Consider the following 14,702-nt stretch of genomic DNA (forward strand, 5'->3'; position numbering starts at 1 on the left):
TATGCTAAGAAAGATTACTTTAACAATTATTTTTGTTTTGTCAGCTTTAACTTTGTTCTTCTTACTAAAAGGAGATACCAAGTATACCATTACATTTGGTTTTTTAGACTTAACAGTTATAGTTTTTTCAATTTTAGTTTGGTTTAACGATAAATACTACAACGAACAGATATCAGAGAGAATCGTATCATTTCCTAAAAAAGAGATGATAAAAGATATTTTACAAAAACAAGCAAACATGCTTAGATTTGACAAAGTAGAGGAATTGCCAGACGGATACAAAGTTTACAAAGGAAAACAACTTGTTATTGACGCCACTTTTGAAAAAGACGAAAACGGTAATCTCTTACAGATAGATGGAAAGTATATAGTAAAGTTAAAAGCTCCTGAGTATGTCTTACACAACATCGATAACGAAATCTGGAGTCATATAGGAAAGTAAAGATTGGTAAAGTTTTCTGATATAAAACCTAAAATAGAAAATCCAACAAAAATAGGAGAAGGCTGGAGAGCTGTAGTTTACAGAGGTAAGTTTGAAGGGCAAGATTTAGCCTTTAAAGTAGCATCTGAAGATATACATAAACATCCTATCCAAAAAGAAGGAATAATACTACAACAGGTAAATAAATACTGTATAGGACCTGTATTTAAGTTTTCCGGAGAAGACTTTATAGCTTATAATTACATAGAAGGAAAACCACTTAACGAAGTATTGAGTAAAAATAACTACCAACACCTTATAACTCAACTTTTAGACCAGAGTTTTATTTTAGATACGTTAAAAATAGACAAAGGAGAGATGCACAGACCTTACGCAAATGTTCTTGTAGATGAGGATTTAAAGCTTTACCTAATAGATTTTGAAAGGGCAACAAAATCTCTAAAACCAAAGAATGTATTAAATGTTATTCAGTTTATTAGTAGAGGTTTAGACAACAAAGAAGATTTAATAAAACTGCTAAAGATTTATAAATTCCACCAGTCTCAAGAAAACTTTGAAAAGTTAAAAGATTATATCTTTACTGTAATTTGTCAGAAAATATAAAAATCTTTGTTATAATATCCTAAAGATCTTTTTGGAGGAAATTTGTGAGAATAAAAATAACGTTAGAAACTCCAATGATACCATTTTTATACAGACATAGAATACTTTCTTTAATAAAAGAAGCTCTAAAAAAATCAGATAAAGATTACAAAGACTTTCTATACAAAAATAAAATAACAAAACCTTTTACCTTCAACTTAGTCCCACCCCTTAACAAAGAAATAAAGGAAGGAGAAATTCAGATAGATAACAACTTTACCGTTAAAGATTACATTTTTTACTCCAAGGACTCTTACTTTAACTTGTTTATATCTTCAGCTGATTACAGATTTGTTATTACACTTTACAACGGATTGAAAAATTTAAAAACCTTTGATTTTAGCTCTTATGAAAATATGCTTGTAAACGGTGAGAAGGTTATTCTTCATATTAAAAGAGTTAACGTTTTAAATGAAAAACCTATAAGAGGTAATAGTGTAGTATTTAAAACAAACGCTCCTATCATCGTAGAGGACAAAAATGACAATCCGGTACTTTTCTCAGATAAAAATTTTGAAAAAGAGCTAAACGAGATAACCGATAGAATCCTATCATCTCCTCACATTAAAGGGAAAGGTCTTGAAAAACCTTTAAAGTTTGAACCTATAAAAATGGGTAAACAAGTTATTAAACATACACTTAAATCTTTTAGAGAAAAAACAGGAAAACCTGTAATGTATCTAACAGGAAACACAGGGGTTTTCAGACTTTCAGGTCATCCTAAAGACTTAGAACTCTTATACAAAATAGGTATAGGGAACAGAACAGGACAAGGCTTTGGAATGGTGGAGGTTTTAGAATAATGGAAAGAGTTTATCTTGGAGATTGGCTTTATAATGCAGGTATTCTTGGATTTTTAAACATAAATTCTCATTTATGGGAATTAAACACTATTGGAGACAAACAGGAACTTAAATCAAAAGACGAAAGTTTACTTAAATTTGGCGAGAATTACATAGAATTTGATATACAGATTTTTGATGGATTTTCTGAAAGATTTTTTAATTATGCTTTTAACCAGTACGGAAGATATGAAAATGAAAAAAAGAATTTCAAAGAATACATCCAAGATTTAGAATCATTGAAAAACAATAAAATTTTAGATTATCTAAATAAAAAATATTTTTCCAATAAAAAAGAAAATGCAGAAATTTTAGAAGAAATTCCAATCATAATTTTTAATAAATTTGAGAAAATCCTTGAAGGGTTTAAGCTATTAAAAGATAAATTAGGTTCAATTCCTTCTAAAAATGAAATAAAAAAAGACGTAAATCTTTTAATGAATATTCTTAAAAAAGCTATAGAAATAATGGAAAAAGATAAACAAGAATTTTGGGAAAGTGACGTTCGAATTTATTTAAGAAATATTTATGGTCAAAAAAGTTTTTTAAATAAAAGTGTAAACACGAATAGATTTGAAAAATTTTACAAAGATTTTGAAGAACTTTTGAAAGAGAAGAAAGTTAAAAAAGATAAAAAGTTCTTATGTATTTCTTGCATGGAAAGAAAGGCTAAAAAGGATACTATTTTTGACACTGGAATTTCTAAATTCTACGGTCTTAATCCAGATGTTATAAATTTTTCATGGAATTTCAATCCAAAAATCCCCTTATGTGAAATTTGCGAAATTATTTATTTTTCATATTTTGCAGGTCTAACTCTTATTCAGAAAGACGGAAAAAGAGCTTTTTATTTTGTTAACTCTGACACCTCTATCATTGACTTAGTAAGTAATAATAGATTATTAAATGGAGTTTTAAAGCCAGATCTCACTGAAAATATTCTCTTAAACTTTTTTACTCAACTTGTTTTAGAATCTTCTTATCAAAAAGCATATTTCACTGTTCAGAATATATCTGTTTTAGAGCTTGATCTAAACAACGAAATTATGCCAAAGGTTTATTCTTTTAATTTATCAAGAAAAAAAGCTGAATTTTTGAAAGAATCAAAAACCAAGGAAAATTTAAAACAACTTTCAAAAGATTATTACAAAATAAATAGAAAAAAAGGAGAATTAAAAATTTATATACTCCCAGAAGTTATTTCTTTAATCTTGGAAAATAAACTTTATTTTAATTATTTAAATAAAATTTTAAGAATGTTTATAGCTTATCAAAATGGCTCAGAAAGATATGAAACAAATATAAGTCCGTATAAAATTCAAATTTTGAATTTGGTTGTCTCAGAATTTATTAAAAATATAGGAGGAAAAACTATGAGTGTGTCAGAAAAAGAAATATGGGTAATCTATCAAGAAGGTAAAAAACTTGCAAATATTTTGAGTGAAAAAAAAGCAGAAAATAAAATCAAATCCATTGCCTATAAGCTTTTAAATTCTCTTAGGATAGGAAATAGTCAACAATTTATGGATATTTTACTTAGAGTTTATATGGCTTACGGAGAAGTAATTCCTTCTTCATTTATAAAAACTTTGCAGAACAAAGAAGATTTTTATTCTATTGGATACAGTTTTTTAAATGGATTACTTTCAAAACAAAACAAGGAGGTAGAAAGTGATGAGTAATCTAAAACCAAAGGGTTTAACAGTCTCAGTAATTTTTGATGCTATGAGTTTGAATTACGGAGAAAGTACTGGGCACATATCAGAACTAAAAAAACTTTCTCGTTCAGGTGAATTTTTATCGTATGCATCAAGGCAAGCCATTAGATACGATATTTATAGAATGTTGAAAGAATTATTCTCAATAGATAGCGATAAAGAAGATCCCTTAACATCAAATCAAAATGTTGTCCAGTTTAAGCCAGAAGCTAACATAAAAGATTATATAGAAGCTGATTTATTTGGATATATGAAAACAGAAAAAAACAGAGGAGCTCTAACTCGTTCCGCAGTTGTAAGGATAACTCCTGCCATATCCCTTGAACCTATGTTTTTAGATGTTGAATTTGGAGCAAATCTAAACTTTGCTCAAAGAGCTAAAACGGATCCAGACCTATTCCAATTTGAACATCATTTATCTTTATATTCTTATACAATTACAATCGAATTAGATAGAGTAGGTGAAGATCCGAACGATAACATTTCACTTGAACCTTTTGAAAAGGCAAAGAGAATAGGTATGGTTTTAGATGTATTAAAGGTTCTAAACAGAAACATTAAAGGTAGAATGGAAAGTTTAAATCCTCTTTTTACTATTGGTGGTGTTTATAATGTCAAAAATCCATTCTTTTTAGGAAGATTGAAGATAAAATTCAATCCTGAAACAAGAAAATATCTTTTAGAAACACCAGTTATTTCATCTGTTCTTGAAACAAGCTTTAATGGTGAAAATGTTAGAGATAGTTCTCACATAGGAATTGTAAGTGGATACTGGGAAAATGAAGAAGAAATTAGAAACCTTCTACTCAAAGATAAAATTCACAATATTAATGATTTTTTTGAGTCACTAAAAAAACAAGTAAATGAATATTATGGAGTTTAAAGGTGAAACTTCTTAAAATAAAAGCTTATCAGATTTTTGCAAACTATAGAAAACCGATGAGTTTTAACTTCTGGGATAGTTATCCTTTGCCGCCTCTGTCAACTGTTAGGGGATGGTTTCATACTACAATTGGTGTAAATCAATATATACCTATTGCTATGAGTATTCAGGGGAAATTTTCATCTGTTGTCCATGATTTACAGACACTTATAAAATTTGATAGAAAAAGAGATAAAGAAAGAGGAATATTTTTAGAAGGTTTTAATAAAGTATTCTCAAAGTCTCCAACTTATGTGGTAAACATTTATGATATTTCTCTGACTATATATCTTAAAGCAAAAGAAGAATATCTGAAACTATTTAAAGAAAATCTTCTAAAGAATGAATATCCTTCTCTTGGAAGAAAAGAAGATTTAGTTAGAATCGACTACATAGATTTTATAGAACCTCAACTTAGGAAATTTTCAAATATTGAAAGGTTTCTAATAAAAAGCGGGGTTTATCTGAATAAAAAAACTGCAGATCTGTTCGGGTTAAGCGGGATAAATTACAGAATGAATTTTAAATATGATAAAGAATTATTAGATAAAACAGGCCTTAGATATTTCGAAAAAAAAGATGTTGTTTATGTCGATTCAGGAACTTTAAAAAATGGAGAGATTCTATTTGATGAAGCTGATCAAGCGATTATAGATTTGATAGGTGATGAATAAAATGGAAGAGTTTTATGCAAAATTATATTTTCAGGATGGAAAAGCTTTTCCTGAAACTTTGAGAGAGCATACAGAAAATCTTTTGGAAGAATTAGAAAGAATAAAAAAAATATACGGAAAAGAATTGGAAAGTATCGGAGCCAATGAAGATTTTTGGAATGCTTTAAAAATTGCCTGTTTATTTCATGATTTAGGTAAAATTTCATCACATTTTCAAAGGAAAATAAAGAGGTATATAGGAGAGGATGTTAAAATCTCATCAGGAACAAAAGAAGAAATTCCCCATAATTATCTCTCTGGAATATTTTTATTTAATTCAAGTATAGCTAATGTATTAAATAATGAATTTTTTGATTATGTTCTATACTCTGTATTATTCCATCATAACAGAGAGATAAGCTTCAGTGTCGATTATATGGATTCAGTTTTTAAAAGAGATCTAAAACCAAAATTATGTCTTTTAAGTTGGCTATCCAAATTTAATATTGACCTTTCCAATATAAACGAAGAATCACCTTATTTTGTTTATGATGAAATTAAATCCTATATGAATAATTCTGATAAAAAAATATCTCAAATAAAGAAAAACAAAATTTTTATTTTATTTAAAGGGCTTCTTCACAGATTAGACCACTCTGCATCTGCTCATTTACCTGTAGAAGAAAATCGAATCCATAACGTAGATGAAAAATTAATATCTTATCTTTCTAAAAAAGATAATTTTAAAGGACTAAAGCCTTTCCAAGAAAAAGCAAAAGAACTAAGAAATAAAAATGTATTGCTTACAGCTTCAACTGGTATTGGGAAGACAGAATTCGCTGTAAATTGGATTGGTGAGGATAAAGCTTTTTATACTTTACCTGTTAGAGTTTCTGTTAATGCTATGTATGATAGATTTGTTAGTATTTTTGAAAGTGATAAGGAAAAAATAGGGCTTTTACATAGTGATGCGTTATTCTATGGAATGGAAAGTAATGAGACAATAGATGAATTTCTCTCTCTTGAAGAGCACATAATTAGAACACAAACTAGCAGGCAATTTTCCATGCCTATTACTATAACTACAGCAGATCAATTATTTACGTCAGTTTTAAAGTATCCTGGATATGAAAAAATTTATGCTACTTTGATGTATTCAAAAGTTGTATTAGATGAACCACAGAGTTATTCACCAGATACCCTTGCAATAATTATAAAAGGACTTCAAGAAATAGCATATTACGGCGGAAAATTTTGCTTTATGAGTGCAACAATTCATCCTTTTATAAATGAATATTTGAAAGATTTTGTAGAGGAATTGGATCCTGTTTTTAATTCTGAAAAAAAACATAAAATTAAGTTGGAAAATAGAACTATAGATGAGCTCTCAAAAGAAATTATTTCTCAGTTTAATCAAGGTAAGAAAGTTTTAGTAATTACAAATACTGTTAAAAAAGCACAAGAGCTGTATAAAATTTTGAAAGAAATTGAAAACCTAAATGTTAAACTTTTACATTCTCTCTTTATTCAAATAGATAGAAATGAAAAAGAGAAACAAATAAAAAGTCCTACTGAACCAGTTATATGGATTTCAACTCAGCTTGTAGAAGCCTCGTTAGATATAGATTACGACATTATGTTTGCAGAAATCTCCACATTAGATTCTTTAATTCAAAGAATGGGAAGGGTTTACAGAAAACAAGGGAGAATAATTAATGAAAGTGATAACGCCAATATTGTAATTGCTACAAAAGAACCTTCTGATAAAGGAAAAATTTATAACAATGAAATTATAAGTTTTACATTAGAAGCTTTAGAAGAATTTAACAATAAAATTTTATCAGACGAAGAAAAGCAAAATTTAATGAAAAAAGTATATGAGATTGAGAAAATAAAAAACACAAGCTTTTATAAAAATTTTATCAAAAATATGGAACTGCTAAACGCAGGTTTCAAAACTGATACTAAAGGAGAAGCCCAACAGCTTTTTAGAGGAATTTTAAATATAAACGTTATTCCAGAAGAAGTTTATCAAGAAAATTTAGATGAAATAGAAAAGGCTATAGAAATTGCCTTAGATAAGTCAAAAAAATATTCTGAAAAAATTCAGGCATTTTACACTTTAAATAAATTTACAGTAAGTATGCCTTTTTATAAATTAAAAAATATTATTCCAACTCAAATAACTCCAGATAAATTTAGAAATAAAATTTTTACTGTTAATTTTGAATACGATAGTGAGTTTGGACTTGACATAAGCAAAGACCCAGAACTTGGAGAAATCCTTTGATAGAAGACATTAACTTTAACCGGCTTAAAGTAAATGGTATTAAAGTTAATTATTTTTATATCTGCCATAGGAAGCTGTGGCTTTTTGATAGGAAGATAACTATGGAAGATAAATCAGATAAAGTGCTACTTGGTGCTTTACTACACATGGATAGTTATGAAAGGGAAAGACAAAAAGAAGTATTAATAGACAATTTAATATCGATAGATATATTAGATGGAGTTAACATTAAAGAAGTTAAATACTCTGATAAAATGGAAAAAGCAGACAAGATGCAAGTTTTGTACTATCTTTACTACCTAAAAAATTTAGGTATAGAAAAACAAGGAATAATAAATTATCCAAAGCAGAAGAAAAGAGAGTTTATTCAGTTGACGGAAGAAGCTGAAAAAGAGTTAGAAGCAGTTCTGATAGAGATAAATAAAATACTAAAACAAGAAAAACCACCTCCTGTTATAGATGCTGCTTACTGCCAAAAATGTGCATACTTTGAATTTTGTTATGGATAGGGGGAGATTTTAATCAATGCCAAGAAATTACTATATTAACTCAAATGGGAGAATAAGAAGAAAAGAAAACACAGTTTACTTTGAAACAGAAAAGGATGGAGAATCTCTAAAAACACCTCTACCTATAAACGATATTGACACAATCTTTATCTTTGGTGAAGTTGATATAAATACAAAAGCTATAAACTACCTATCTCAATATGATATACCCATGCACTTTTTTAACTACTATGGCTATTATTCTGGTAGCTTCCTACCAAGAAAGAAAAATGTTTCGGGCTCTTTACTTGTAGAACAAGTTAAACATCATATCGATGATTCAAAAAGGCAGATGTTAGCTATTTCTTTTATAGAAGGTGCAGTTCATCATATCTTAAGGAATTTAAGAAAATCTGGAATAAGCGTTGAAAATTTTCAAAATATTGAAAAAGATTTACTTCCTAAAATATTTGAAACAAAAACAATTGAAGAACTAATGGCAATAGAAGGAAATATAAGAGAGCACTATTACCAACTTTTCAACACAGTCATTAAAAACAAAGATTTTTTTATAGAAAAAAGAGAAAAAAGACCACCTACCAATCCTATAAACGCTTTAATAAGCTTTGGAAACTCTATAATGTATAACACAGTTTTAACAGAAATCTACAGAACTCAACTTGATCCAACAATAAGCTACCTCCACAGTCCTCAAGAAAAGAGATTTTCACTTTCTTTAGATATAGCAGAAATATTTAAGCCTTTTATAATTGACCCTTTAATTTTTAATTTAATAAAAACTGGTCAGATAACGATTGATGATTTTGATAAAGATTTAAATTATACATATTTAAACGAAAATGGAAGAAAAAAGTTTTTGAAAGCTTATGAAGAAAGATTATCAAAAACCGTAAAGCATAGAAGATTAAAAAGAAATGTATCTTACAGACAATTGATAAGGTTAGAGTGTTATAAACTTATAAAGCATCTAATAGGTGATGAAATTTATAAACCTTTTAAAGCTTGGTGGTAAAAATGTTTGTAATAATAACTTACGATATAACTGACGAAAACAGACTAAATAAAGTTAGAAAAATACTGAGAAAATATTTATTTTGGACTCAGCTTTCTACATTTGAGGGGGAAATATCAAAAGGAAAACTTGCACAATGTCTATCCGAAGTAAAAGAGGTTATATCACCGTCTGAAGACAGTGTTTATGTCTATCAAGTAGAAAATCCAAAAAATCTTAACAAAAAAGTGTTAGGTATAGAAAAAAGCTTTCTGGATAACTTTTTATAAATTTTTGCATAAAAACATATCTCTTTTTATATCCCACATAGTTCAGACAAAACAACTTTGGGGAATAAAGTATTCAAGAGGACAATATCTCTTTATATCCCACATAGTTCAGACAAAACAGAGAGAGTTTTTATACCATACAGTACGCCACTTCACTTTATATCCCACATAGTTCAGACAAAACTTCCAAGTAGTACATCTTCCATTCATATTTGACAAATCTTTATATCCCACATAGTTCAGACAAAACAAAAAATGAATAAAGATGTAAAAGAGTTTATCACATCTTTATATCCCACATAGTTCAGACAAAACTTATCAGAGTATGCTGTTCAAGCCACTCAGGCTTCCTTTATATCCCACATAGTTCAGACAAAACTGAACAATTTGGGATTACAGGCAGGCATAAAAGCAGACTTTATATCCCACATAGTTCAGACAAAACTAGGAACTATCAGTGATATTGTTTACAAAAGTGAAATCTTTATATCCCACATAGTTCAGACAAAACCCGAGTTCTGTTGACATCTCACAGCTATTTCCTTATGCCTTTATATCCCACATAGTTCAGACAAAACAGCTTGGGCTAAAACCTCCTTATTATTTAATTTATAGCTTTATATCCCACATAGTTCAGACAAAACTAAAGAGACTTTCACAGAAGCCCCGCCCGCAAGGAGCCTTTATATCCCACATAGTTCAGACAAAACACTGAGAGAGATGCTCTCAGTGATTAGAGAAGAATCCTTTATATCCCACATAGTTCAGACAAAACGCTCATTTATCAAACTTCTATTACGTGACTGGAGACTTTATATCCCACATAGTTCAGACAAAACTTGTTAGAGAGTTGATACAGATGATTTATTCACACTCCTTTATATCCCACATAGTTCAGACAAAACTTGAACTCGATAATGGATTGCCGCAAACAGTGAAGACTTTATATCCCACATAGTTCAGACAAAACAGCAATCTTTTTCAGAAGATTGCTTAACAAGGCCTACTTTATATCCCACATAGTTCAGACAAAACATATTTTGATATTTCAGTTCCTATAAGTGGAATATCTCTTTATATCCCACATAGTTCAGACAAAACGACAGCAAATATAATAGATAATTTCTGTATAGCTACTTTATATCCCACATAGTTCAGACAAAACTATATAGTAAAACATCTCTATATATATGATTACTTTCTTTATATCCCACATAGTTCAGACAAAACTTTATGGACTTTTATGGGTCTTTTATGGGTATTTTACTTTATATCCCACATAGTTCAGACAAAACTATAAAAACAGAGAATTTATAATTCCAAATGAACTTGACTTTATATCCCACATAGTTCAGACAAAACCTGTAACAAAATTCAAAGCTATATATGTGGCTATTGACTTTATATCCCACATAGTTCAGACAAAACATGAAAATAGTTAATTTTTACGATAGTGGATATCACCTTTATATCCCACATAGTTCAGACAAAACTTGGTTGAAACAAAAGAAAGCAAGTTGAAAGCCTATCTTTATATCCCACATAGTTCAGACAAAACACCGCTCTTTAAGTCAATCGCTTGCTTAAGCAAGCGCTTTATATCCCACATAGTTCAGACAAAACCCGTTAATTTTTAAAAATAAAAAAATTTAAATAATCAAGTAATGACGCTGATTTGCAGGTAATTTTTATTTTCGTTAACCACTCGCAAATTGAGGTTAATTGCATCGTAGCTCACATAATGCAAATATATTTTCTATTATATTCCCACTTTCACCCGCATCACTGCTTGAATATTACAATAATATATTTTCTGTTTTCACGATGCAAAACTTAATAATAATCATTATCAATAAGCTAATTTCACCAAATTGTCAAAACCTTAAGTGGGATTTAACATATTCATTTGTCAAGGTGTTTAAATTCCAACTATTAACTACTAAAAATATTTTACAAAACTTTTTCGAAAAATACAACTTTTCTATTTAAAAACATTTTACTTTTTCATTCCATACTCTACCGGAAGGTTATTTCTTTTCCAGTCAATAATTCCATACTTTAAGTTATAAACATTTTTAAAACCGTTTTGCTCTAAAAATCTACTTGCTGCAGCACTTCTATTTCCAGACCTGCAATAAACGAGAATTTTTTTATCCTTAAACTTTTCTAATTCTCTTATATACTGAGGTAAAACTTGAACCGGTATTAGTATAGAGCCGGGTATATGTCCGTCTTTTTCATACTCTTGAGGTGTTCTTACGTCAAGGATTATCACATTTTTTTCCTTTTGAATCATCTCATAAAATGCCTTTGAGTTTAAATCTTGGTAAGCAAAGGCAAACACAAAACTTAAAAGTATTGTGAATAATATCTTTCTCATTCTTCTTCCTCTTCTATTTTTATTCCAAGTTCTTTTAATTGTTTTTCTTCAACGTAATCTGGAGCTCCTGTTAGAGGGCATACTCCTTTTTGAGTTTTTGGGAATGCTATTACATCTCTTATACTTTCACTTCCTGTCATAAGGGCAAGTATTCTATCAAGTCCAAAGGCAAGTCCTCCGTGAGGTGGAGCTCCGTAGCTTAGAGCTTCTATTAAAAATCCAAACTTTTCTTTTGCTTCCTCTTCTGAGATGTTTAGTAGTTTAAATATTTTTTGTTGTAGGTAAGGAGTGTGTATCCTTATTGAACCTCCTCCTATCTCTTCTCCGTTTAAAACCATATCGTAGGCTTTTGATTTGAAAGATAGTGCAATTTCTGGATTTTCTAACGCTTGGTCTAACTTTTCTATATCTTCGTCTTTTGGACTTGTAAATGGGTGGTGGATTGCAACTAATCTGTTTTCTTCCTCATCCCACTCAAATAAAGGAAAGTCAACCACCCATAAAAACTCTAACTTATTTTTATCTATAAGGTTTAACTTTTCTGCTAAGTGTTTTCTTAAAAATCCTAAAACTCTATGGGTTATCTCTTTTTTATCAGCTATAAATACAAGCAAATCTCCGTCTTGAGCTTGCATTTTTTGGAAAAGTCTTTGTTTTTGGTCATCAGTAAAGAATTTTAAAATAGGAGATGTAGCTTCTCCGTTTTCAAGTTTTATCCAAGCCATTCCTTTTGCACCAAACTTTTTGGCATACTCTGTAAGGTCATCTATCTCTTTTCTTGAAAATTTAGCACCACCTTTTACGTTGATACCTTTAACCAGTCCACCAGACTTTGCTACATCGTTAAATACTTTAAACTCAACCTCTAAAGCTAAGTCTGTAATATCTATAAGCTCTAAGCCGTATCTTAAATCCGGTTTGTCTGTTCCATACTTATTTATAGCTTCTTCGTATGACATTCTTTTAAAAGGAATTTTTATATCTATACCTAACACTTTTTTGTAAACATGTTGAATAAGAGCTTCTGACAAGCTCATGACATCTTCTTCTGAGACAAAAGACATCTCTAAGTCTATCTGGGTAAACTCTGGCTGTCTGTCAGCTCTTAAATCTTCATCTCTAAAGCATTTTACTATTTGGAAGTATCTTTCTAATCCAGCTACCATAAGAATCTGTTTAAAGAGTTGTGGAGATTGGGGGAGAGCGTAAAATTTACCTTTCTCTAACCTTGAAGGAACTAAAAAGTCTCTTGCTCCTTCCGGAGTTGATTTTGTTAGCATTGGAGTTTCAACTTCAATAAATCCGTTTCCTACCAAAAACTCCCTTACAGCTTGATATACTTCGTGTCTGAGTATTATGTTTCTTTGCATTGACGGCCTTCTTAGGTCTAAGTATCTATACTTTAATCTTACTTCTTCACTAACTTTTATGTTGTCTTCTATTTGGAAAGGTAAGACTTCGCTTGTGTTTAGTATGATTAGGTAGTGTGCTAAAACTTCTATGTTTCCTGTTTTCATCTTTGAATTTTCTGTGCCTACGGGTCTTCTGCTTACAATACCTTTTACACCTATTACATACTCAGACTTGAGTTTTTTTGCTTTATTGTATACTTCGTGAGATATTTTTGAAGGGTCAAACACAACTTGAACTATTCCTTCCCTATCTCTTAAATTTATAAATAAAACTCCTCCGTGGTCTCTTACAGTATCAACCCAACCAAGTAATCTAACCTCTTCTCCTATATTACCTTCGTTTAAATCTCCACAGTAGTAGTCTCTTTTAAAGTCTCTAAGTTGGTCTGTCATCAACTTCTCCTTAATTTGTTTTATGTTATAATTATATCAAAACTTTAACGTCGGAGGCGTTATGTATAGATTAGATGTTGTAACTCCACTTGGAAATGTTTTTAATGGTGAAGTGTATCAAACTGTTATAACAACGGCTGATGGAGAAATTGGTATTTTAGAAAACCATATGCTACTTCTTACAAACATAACTCCCGGAAAGTTAAGAATTGAGAAAGCAAACGGTGAAGTAAAAGAGATGGCAGTAACTTACGGTATATTAGATGTAGCCGGAGATAAGGTTATAGCTTTAGTTGAAGAGGTTTACAACTTAGATGAAATAGATGTAGAAAACGAGAAAAGACTCCTTGAAGAAGCAAATTCAAAACTCCAATCAGAAAACTTAACAGAAGAAGAAAAATCTCATTACGAAAAACAAAAACACAGAGCTGAAACGCTTTTAAATCTTGCAACTGCAAAAGTTTGATATAAATCTTGAAGAAGATGAAGACCTTTCTCCTTTTGTAAGGGGGAAGGTTTTTATAGTTCAGAAAAAAGATGGTTATAGATTTAACATAGACAGTCTTTTACTCTCTGATTTTGTCAATATAAAGTCTTCTGGGAAGCTGATAGACCTTGGAACAGGTAGTGGAATAATATTAATTCTTTTGTCTTTGAAGTACAAAAATATACAGTTTTACGGTTTAGAAGTCCAACAAGACCTTTATCAGTTAGCTCAGAAAAATATCAAACTCAACAATGTAAAAGCAGATTTAAAGCTTGGAGATGTTAAAGAGGTAAAAAAGTTTTACGAACATCAATATTTTGATTATGTTGTAATAAATCCTCCTTACTTTAAGTCCGGAGACTATAAAAACACTCAAGAAAAGATAGCAAGGTCTGAAGTTTTGGCAACTTTGGAAGATTTTATAAAAGCATCTTGGTATTTATTGAAAAATAAGGGAAAACTTTTTATGATAGTGCCTTGTGAAAGATTTTCTGAGACTGTTAAGTATTTGAAAAATTATAATCTTCAACCCAAGAGGTACAGGTTTATACATCCTTCAATAAATGAAAAAGCAACTCACTTTATGGTAGAAGCTATAAAGCAAGCCAAAGAAGGAGGAGAGATTGTAGAAAGTCCTTTAATAGTCTATGAAAATCCAAAAGAGAAAAAGTACACTGATTATGTTTGGAGTTTACTTGAAAATTATCCAAACCACCGTTTATAATAAAGAT

14 protein-coding genes and 1 CRISPR repeat array are annotated in these 14,702 nt (G+C 29.8%); of the genes, 12 read left to right on the top strand and 2 right to left on the bottom strand.

Features of this window, described 5'->3' with window-relative positions; translation table 11 throughout:
* Window position 1 precedes the first annotated feature (1 nt).
* The 10 genes from SULAZ_RS04005 to cas2 are packed head-to-tail and all read left to right on the top strand — an operon-like array spanning window position 2 to window position 9,299.
* Entirely contained in the window at window positions 2-442 is a 441-nt protein-coding gene (locus SULAZ_RS04005) for a hypothetical protein (protein WP_012674875.1), read from the top strand.
* Window positions 443-445: 3 nt separating this feature from the next.
* Window positions 446-1,045 (top strand): serine/threonine protein kinase, encoded by a 600-nt coding sequence (locus SULAZ_RS04010; RefSeq protein WP_012673901.1) that lies wholly within the window; start codon window positions 446-448, stop codon window positions 1,043-1,045.
* A gap of 44 nt (window positions 1,046-1,089) precedes the next feature.
* Entirely contained in the window at window positions 1,090-1,887 is a 798-nt protein-coding gene (gene cas6 / locus SULAZ_RS04015) for a CRISPR-associated endoribonuclease Cas6 (RefSeq protein ID WP_012674401.1), read from the top strand.
* Window positions 1,887-3,608, top strand: a complete 1,722-nt coding sequence (gene cas8a1, locus SULAZ_RS04020; protein WP_012673661.1) for a type I-B CRISPR-associated protein Cas8b1/Cst1 — start codon at window positions 1,887-1,889, stop codon at window positions 3,606-3,608. Before cas6 ends, cas8a1 begins: the two co-directional genes overlap by 1 nt.
* Window positions 3,601-4,527 carry a type I-B CRISPR-associated protein Cas7/Cst2/DevR gene (cas7i, locus tag SULAZ_RS04025; protein ID WP_012674112.1) on the top strand — a complete coding sequence of 309 codons (927 nt, stop codon included), beginning with the start codon at window positions 3,601-3,603 and terminating at the stop codon, window positions 4,525-4,527. The genes cas8a1 and cas7i overlap by 8 nt, the downstream gene beginning before the upstream one ends.
* A gap of 2 nt (window positions 4,528-4,529) precedes the next feature.
* Window positions 4,530-5,240, top strand: a complete 711-nt coding sequence (gene cas5b / locus SULAZ_RS04030) for a type I-B CRISPR-associated protein Cas5b (RefSeq protein ID WP_012675045.1) — start codon at window positions 4,530-4,532, stop codon at window positions 5,238-5,240.
* 1 nt (window position 5,241) lies between these two features.
* Complete coding sequence (locus SULAZ_RS04035) at window positions 5,242-7,509, top strand: CRISPR-associated helicase/endonuclease Cas3 (RefSeq protein WP_012673502.1); 2,268 nt, start codon at window positions 5,242-5,244, stop codon at window positions 7,507-7,509.
* The gene (gene cas4 / locus SULAZ_RS04040) at window positions 7,506-8,018 is read left to right on the top strand and encodes a CRISPR-associated protein Cas4 (protein ID WP_012674440.1); all 513 of its coding nucleotides are present in this window, start codon (window positions 7,506-7,508) and stop codon (window positions 8,016-8,018) included. Before SULAZ_RS04035 ends, cas4 begins: the two co-directional genes overlap by 4 nt.
* A 16-nt stretch (window positions 8,019-8,034) precedes the next feature.
* Entirely contained in the window at window positions 8,035-9,030 is a 996-nt protein-coding gene (cas1b, locus tag SULAZ_RS04045) for a type I-B CRISPR-associated endonuclease Cas1b (protein WP_012673943.1), read from the top strand.
* Window positions 9,031-9,032: 2 nt separating this feature from the next.
* Window positions 9,033-9,299, top strand: coding sequence for a CRISPR-associated endonuclease Cas2 (gene cas2 / locus SULAZ_RS04050; RefSeq protein ID WP_012674912.1), 267 nt, complete (start codon window positions 9,033-9,035; stop codon window positions 9,297-9,299).
* A 24-nt stretch (window positions 9,300-9,323) separates the two neighbouring features.
* A CRISPR array of direct repeats spans window positions 9,324-10,922; the repeat unit is 29 nt; unit sequence CTTTATATCCCACATAGTTCAGACAAAAC.
* Between the two features lie 373 nt (window positions 10,923-11,295).
* On the opposite strand, the gene SULAZ_RS04055 is transcribed toward cas2, so the two are convergent.
* A complete protein-coding gene (locus SULAZ_RS04055; protein ID WP_012673463.1) occupies window positions 11,296-11,679 on the bottom strand; it encodes a rhodanese-like domain-containing protein in 384 nt (127 codons plus the stop codon).
* Window positions 11,676-13,484: an aspartate--tRNA ligase gene (aspS, locus tag SULAZ_RS04060; protein ID WP_012674475.1), complete on the bottom strand. Its 1,809-nt coding sequence runs from the start codon at window positions 13,482-13,484 to the stop codon at window positions 11,676-11,678. The genes SULAZ_RS04055 and aspS overlap by 4 nt, the downstream gene beginning before the upstream one ends.
* A gap of 61 nt (window positions 13,485-13,545) precedes the next feature.
* On the opposite strand from aspS, the gene atpC reads away from it, so the two are divergent.
* Window positions 13,546-13,950, top strand: a complete 405-nt coding sequence (gene atpC, locus SULAZ_RS04065) for an ATP synthase F1 subunit epsilon (protein WP_012673648.1) — start codon at window positions 13,546-13,548, stop codon at window positions 13,948-13,950.
* Window positions 13,931-14,695 (top strand): tRNA1(Val) (adenine(37)-N6)-methyltransferase, encoded by a 765-nt coding sequence (locus SULAZ_RS04070; protein WP_012674611.1) that lies wholly within the window; start codon window positions 13,931-13,933, stop codon window positions 14,693-14,695. Before atpC ends, SULAZ_RS04070 begins: the two co-directional genes overlap by 20 nt.
* The last annotated feature ends 7 nt before the right edge of the window (window positions 14,696-14,702 follow it).

The organism is Sulfurihydrogenibium azorense Az-Fu1, from assembly GCF_000021545.1.
Taxonomy (GTDB): domain Bacteria; phylum Aquificota; class Aquificia; order Aquificales; family Hydrogenothermaceae; genus Sulfurihydrogenibium; species Sulfurihydrogenibium azorense.

Coding starts and splice junctions, on each gene's coding strand:
- SULAZ_RS04005 (WP_012674875.1), top strand. CDS start 2: ATGCTAAGAAAGATTACTTTAACAATTATTTTTGTTTTGTCAGCTTTA.
- cas8a1 (WP_012673661.1), top strand. CDS start 1,887: ATGGAAAGAGTTTATCTTGGAGATTGGCTTTATAATGCAGGTATTCTT.
- cas7i (WP_012674112.1), top strand. CDS start 3,601: ATGAGTAATCTAAAACCAAAGGGTTTAACAGTCTCAGTAATTTTTGAT.
- SULAZ_RS04035 (WP_012673502.1), top strand. CDS start 5,242: ATGGAAGAGTTTTATGCAAAATTATATTTTCAGGATGGAAAAGCTTTT.
- cas1b (WP_012673943.1), top strand. CDS start 8,035: ATGCCAAGAAATTACTATATTAACTCAAATGGGAGAATAAGAAGAAAA.
- cas2 (WP_012674912.1), top strand. CDS start 9,033: ATGTTTGTAATAATAACTTACGATATAACTGACGAAAACAGACTAAAT.
- SULAZ_RS04055 (WP_012673463.1), bottom strand. CDS start 11,679: ATGAGAAAGATATTATTCACAATACTTTTAAGTTTTGTGTTTGCCTTT.
- aspS (WP_012674475.1), bottom strand. CDS start 13,484: ATGACAGACCAACTTAGAGACTTTAAAAGAGACTACTACTGTGGAGAT.
- atpC (WP_012673648.1), top strand. CDS start 13,546: ATGTATAGATTAGATGTTGTAACTCCACTTGGAAATGTTTTTAATGGT.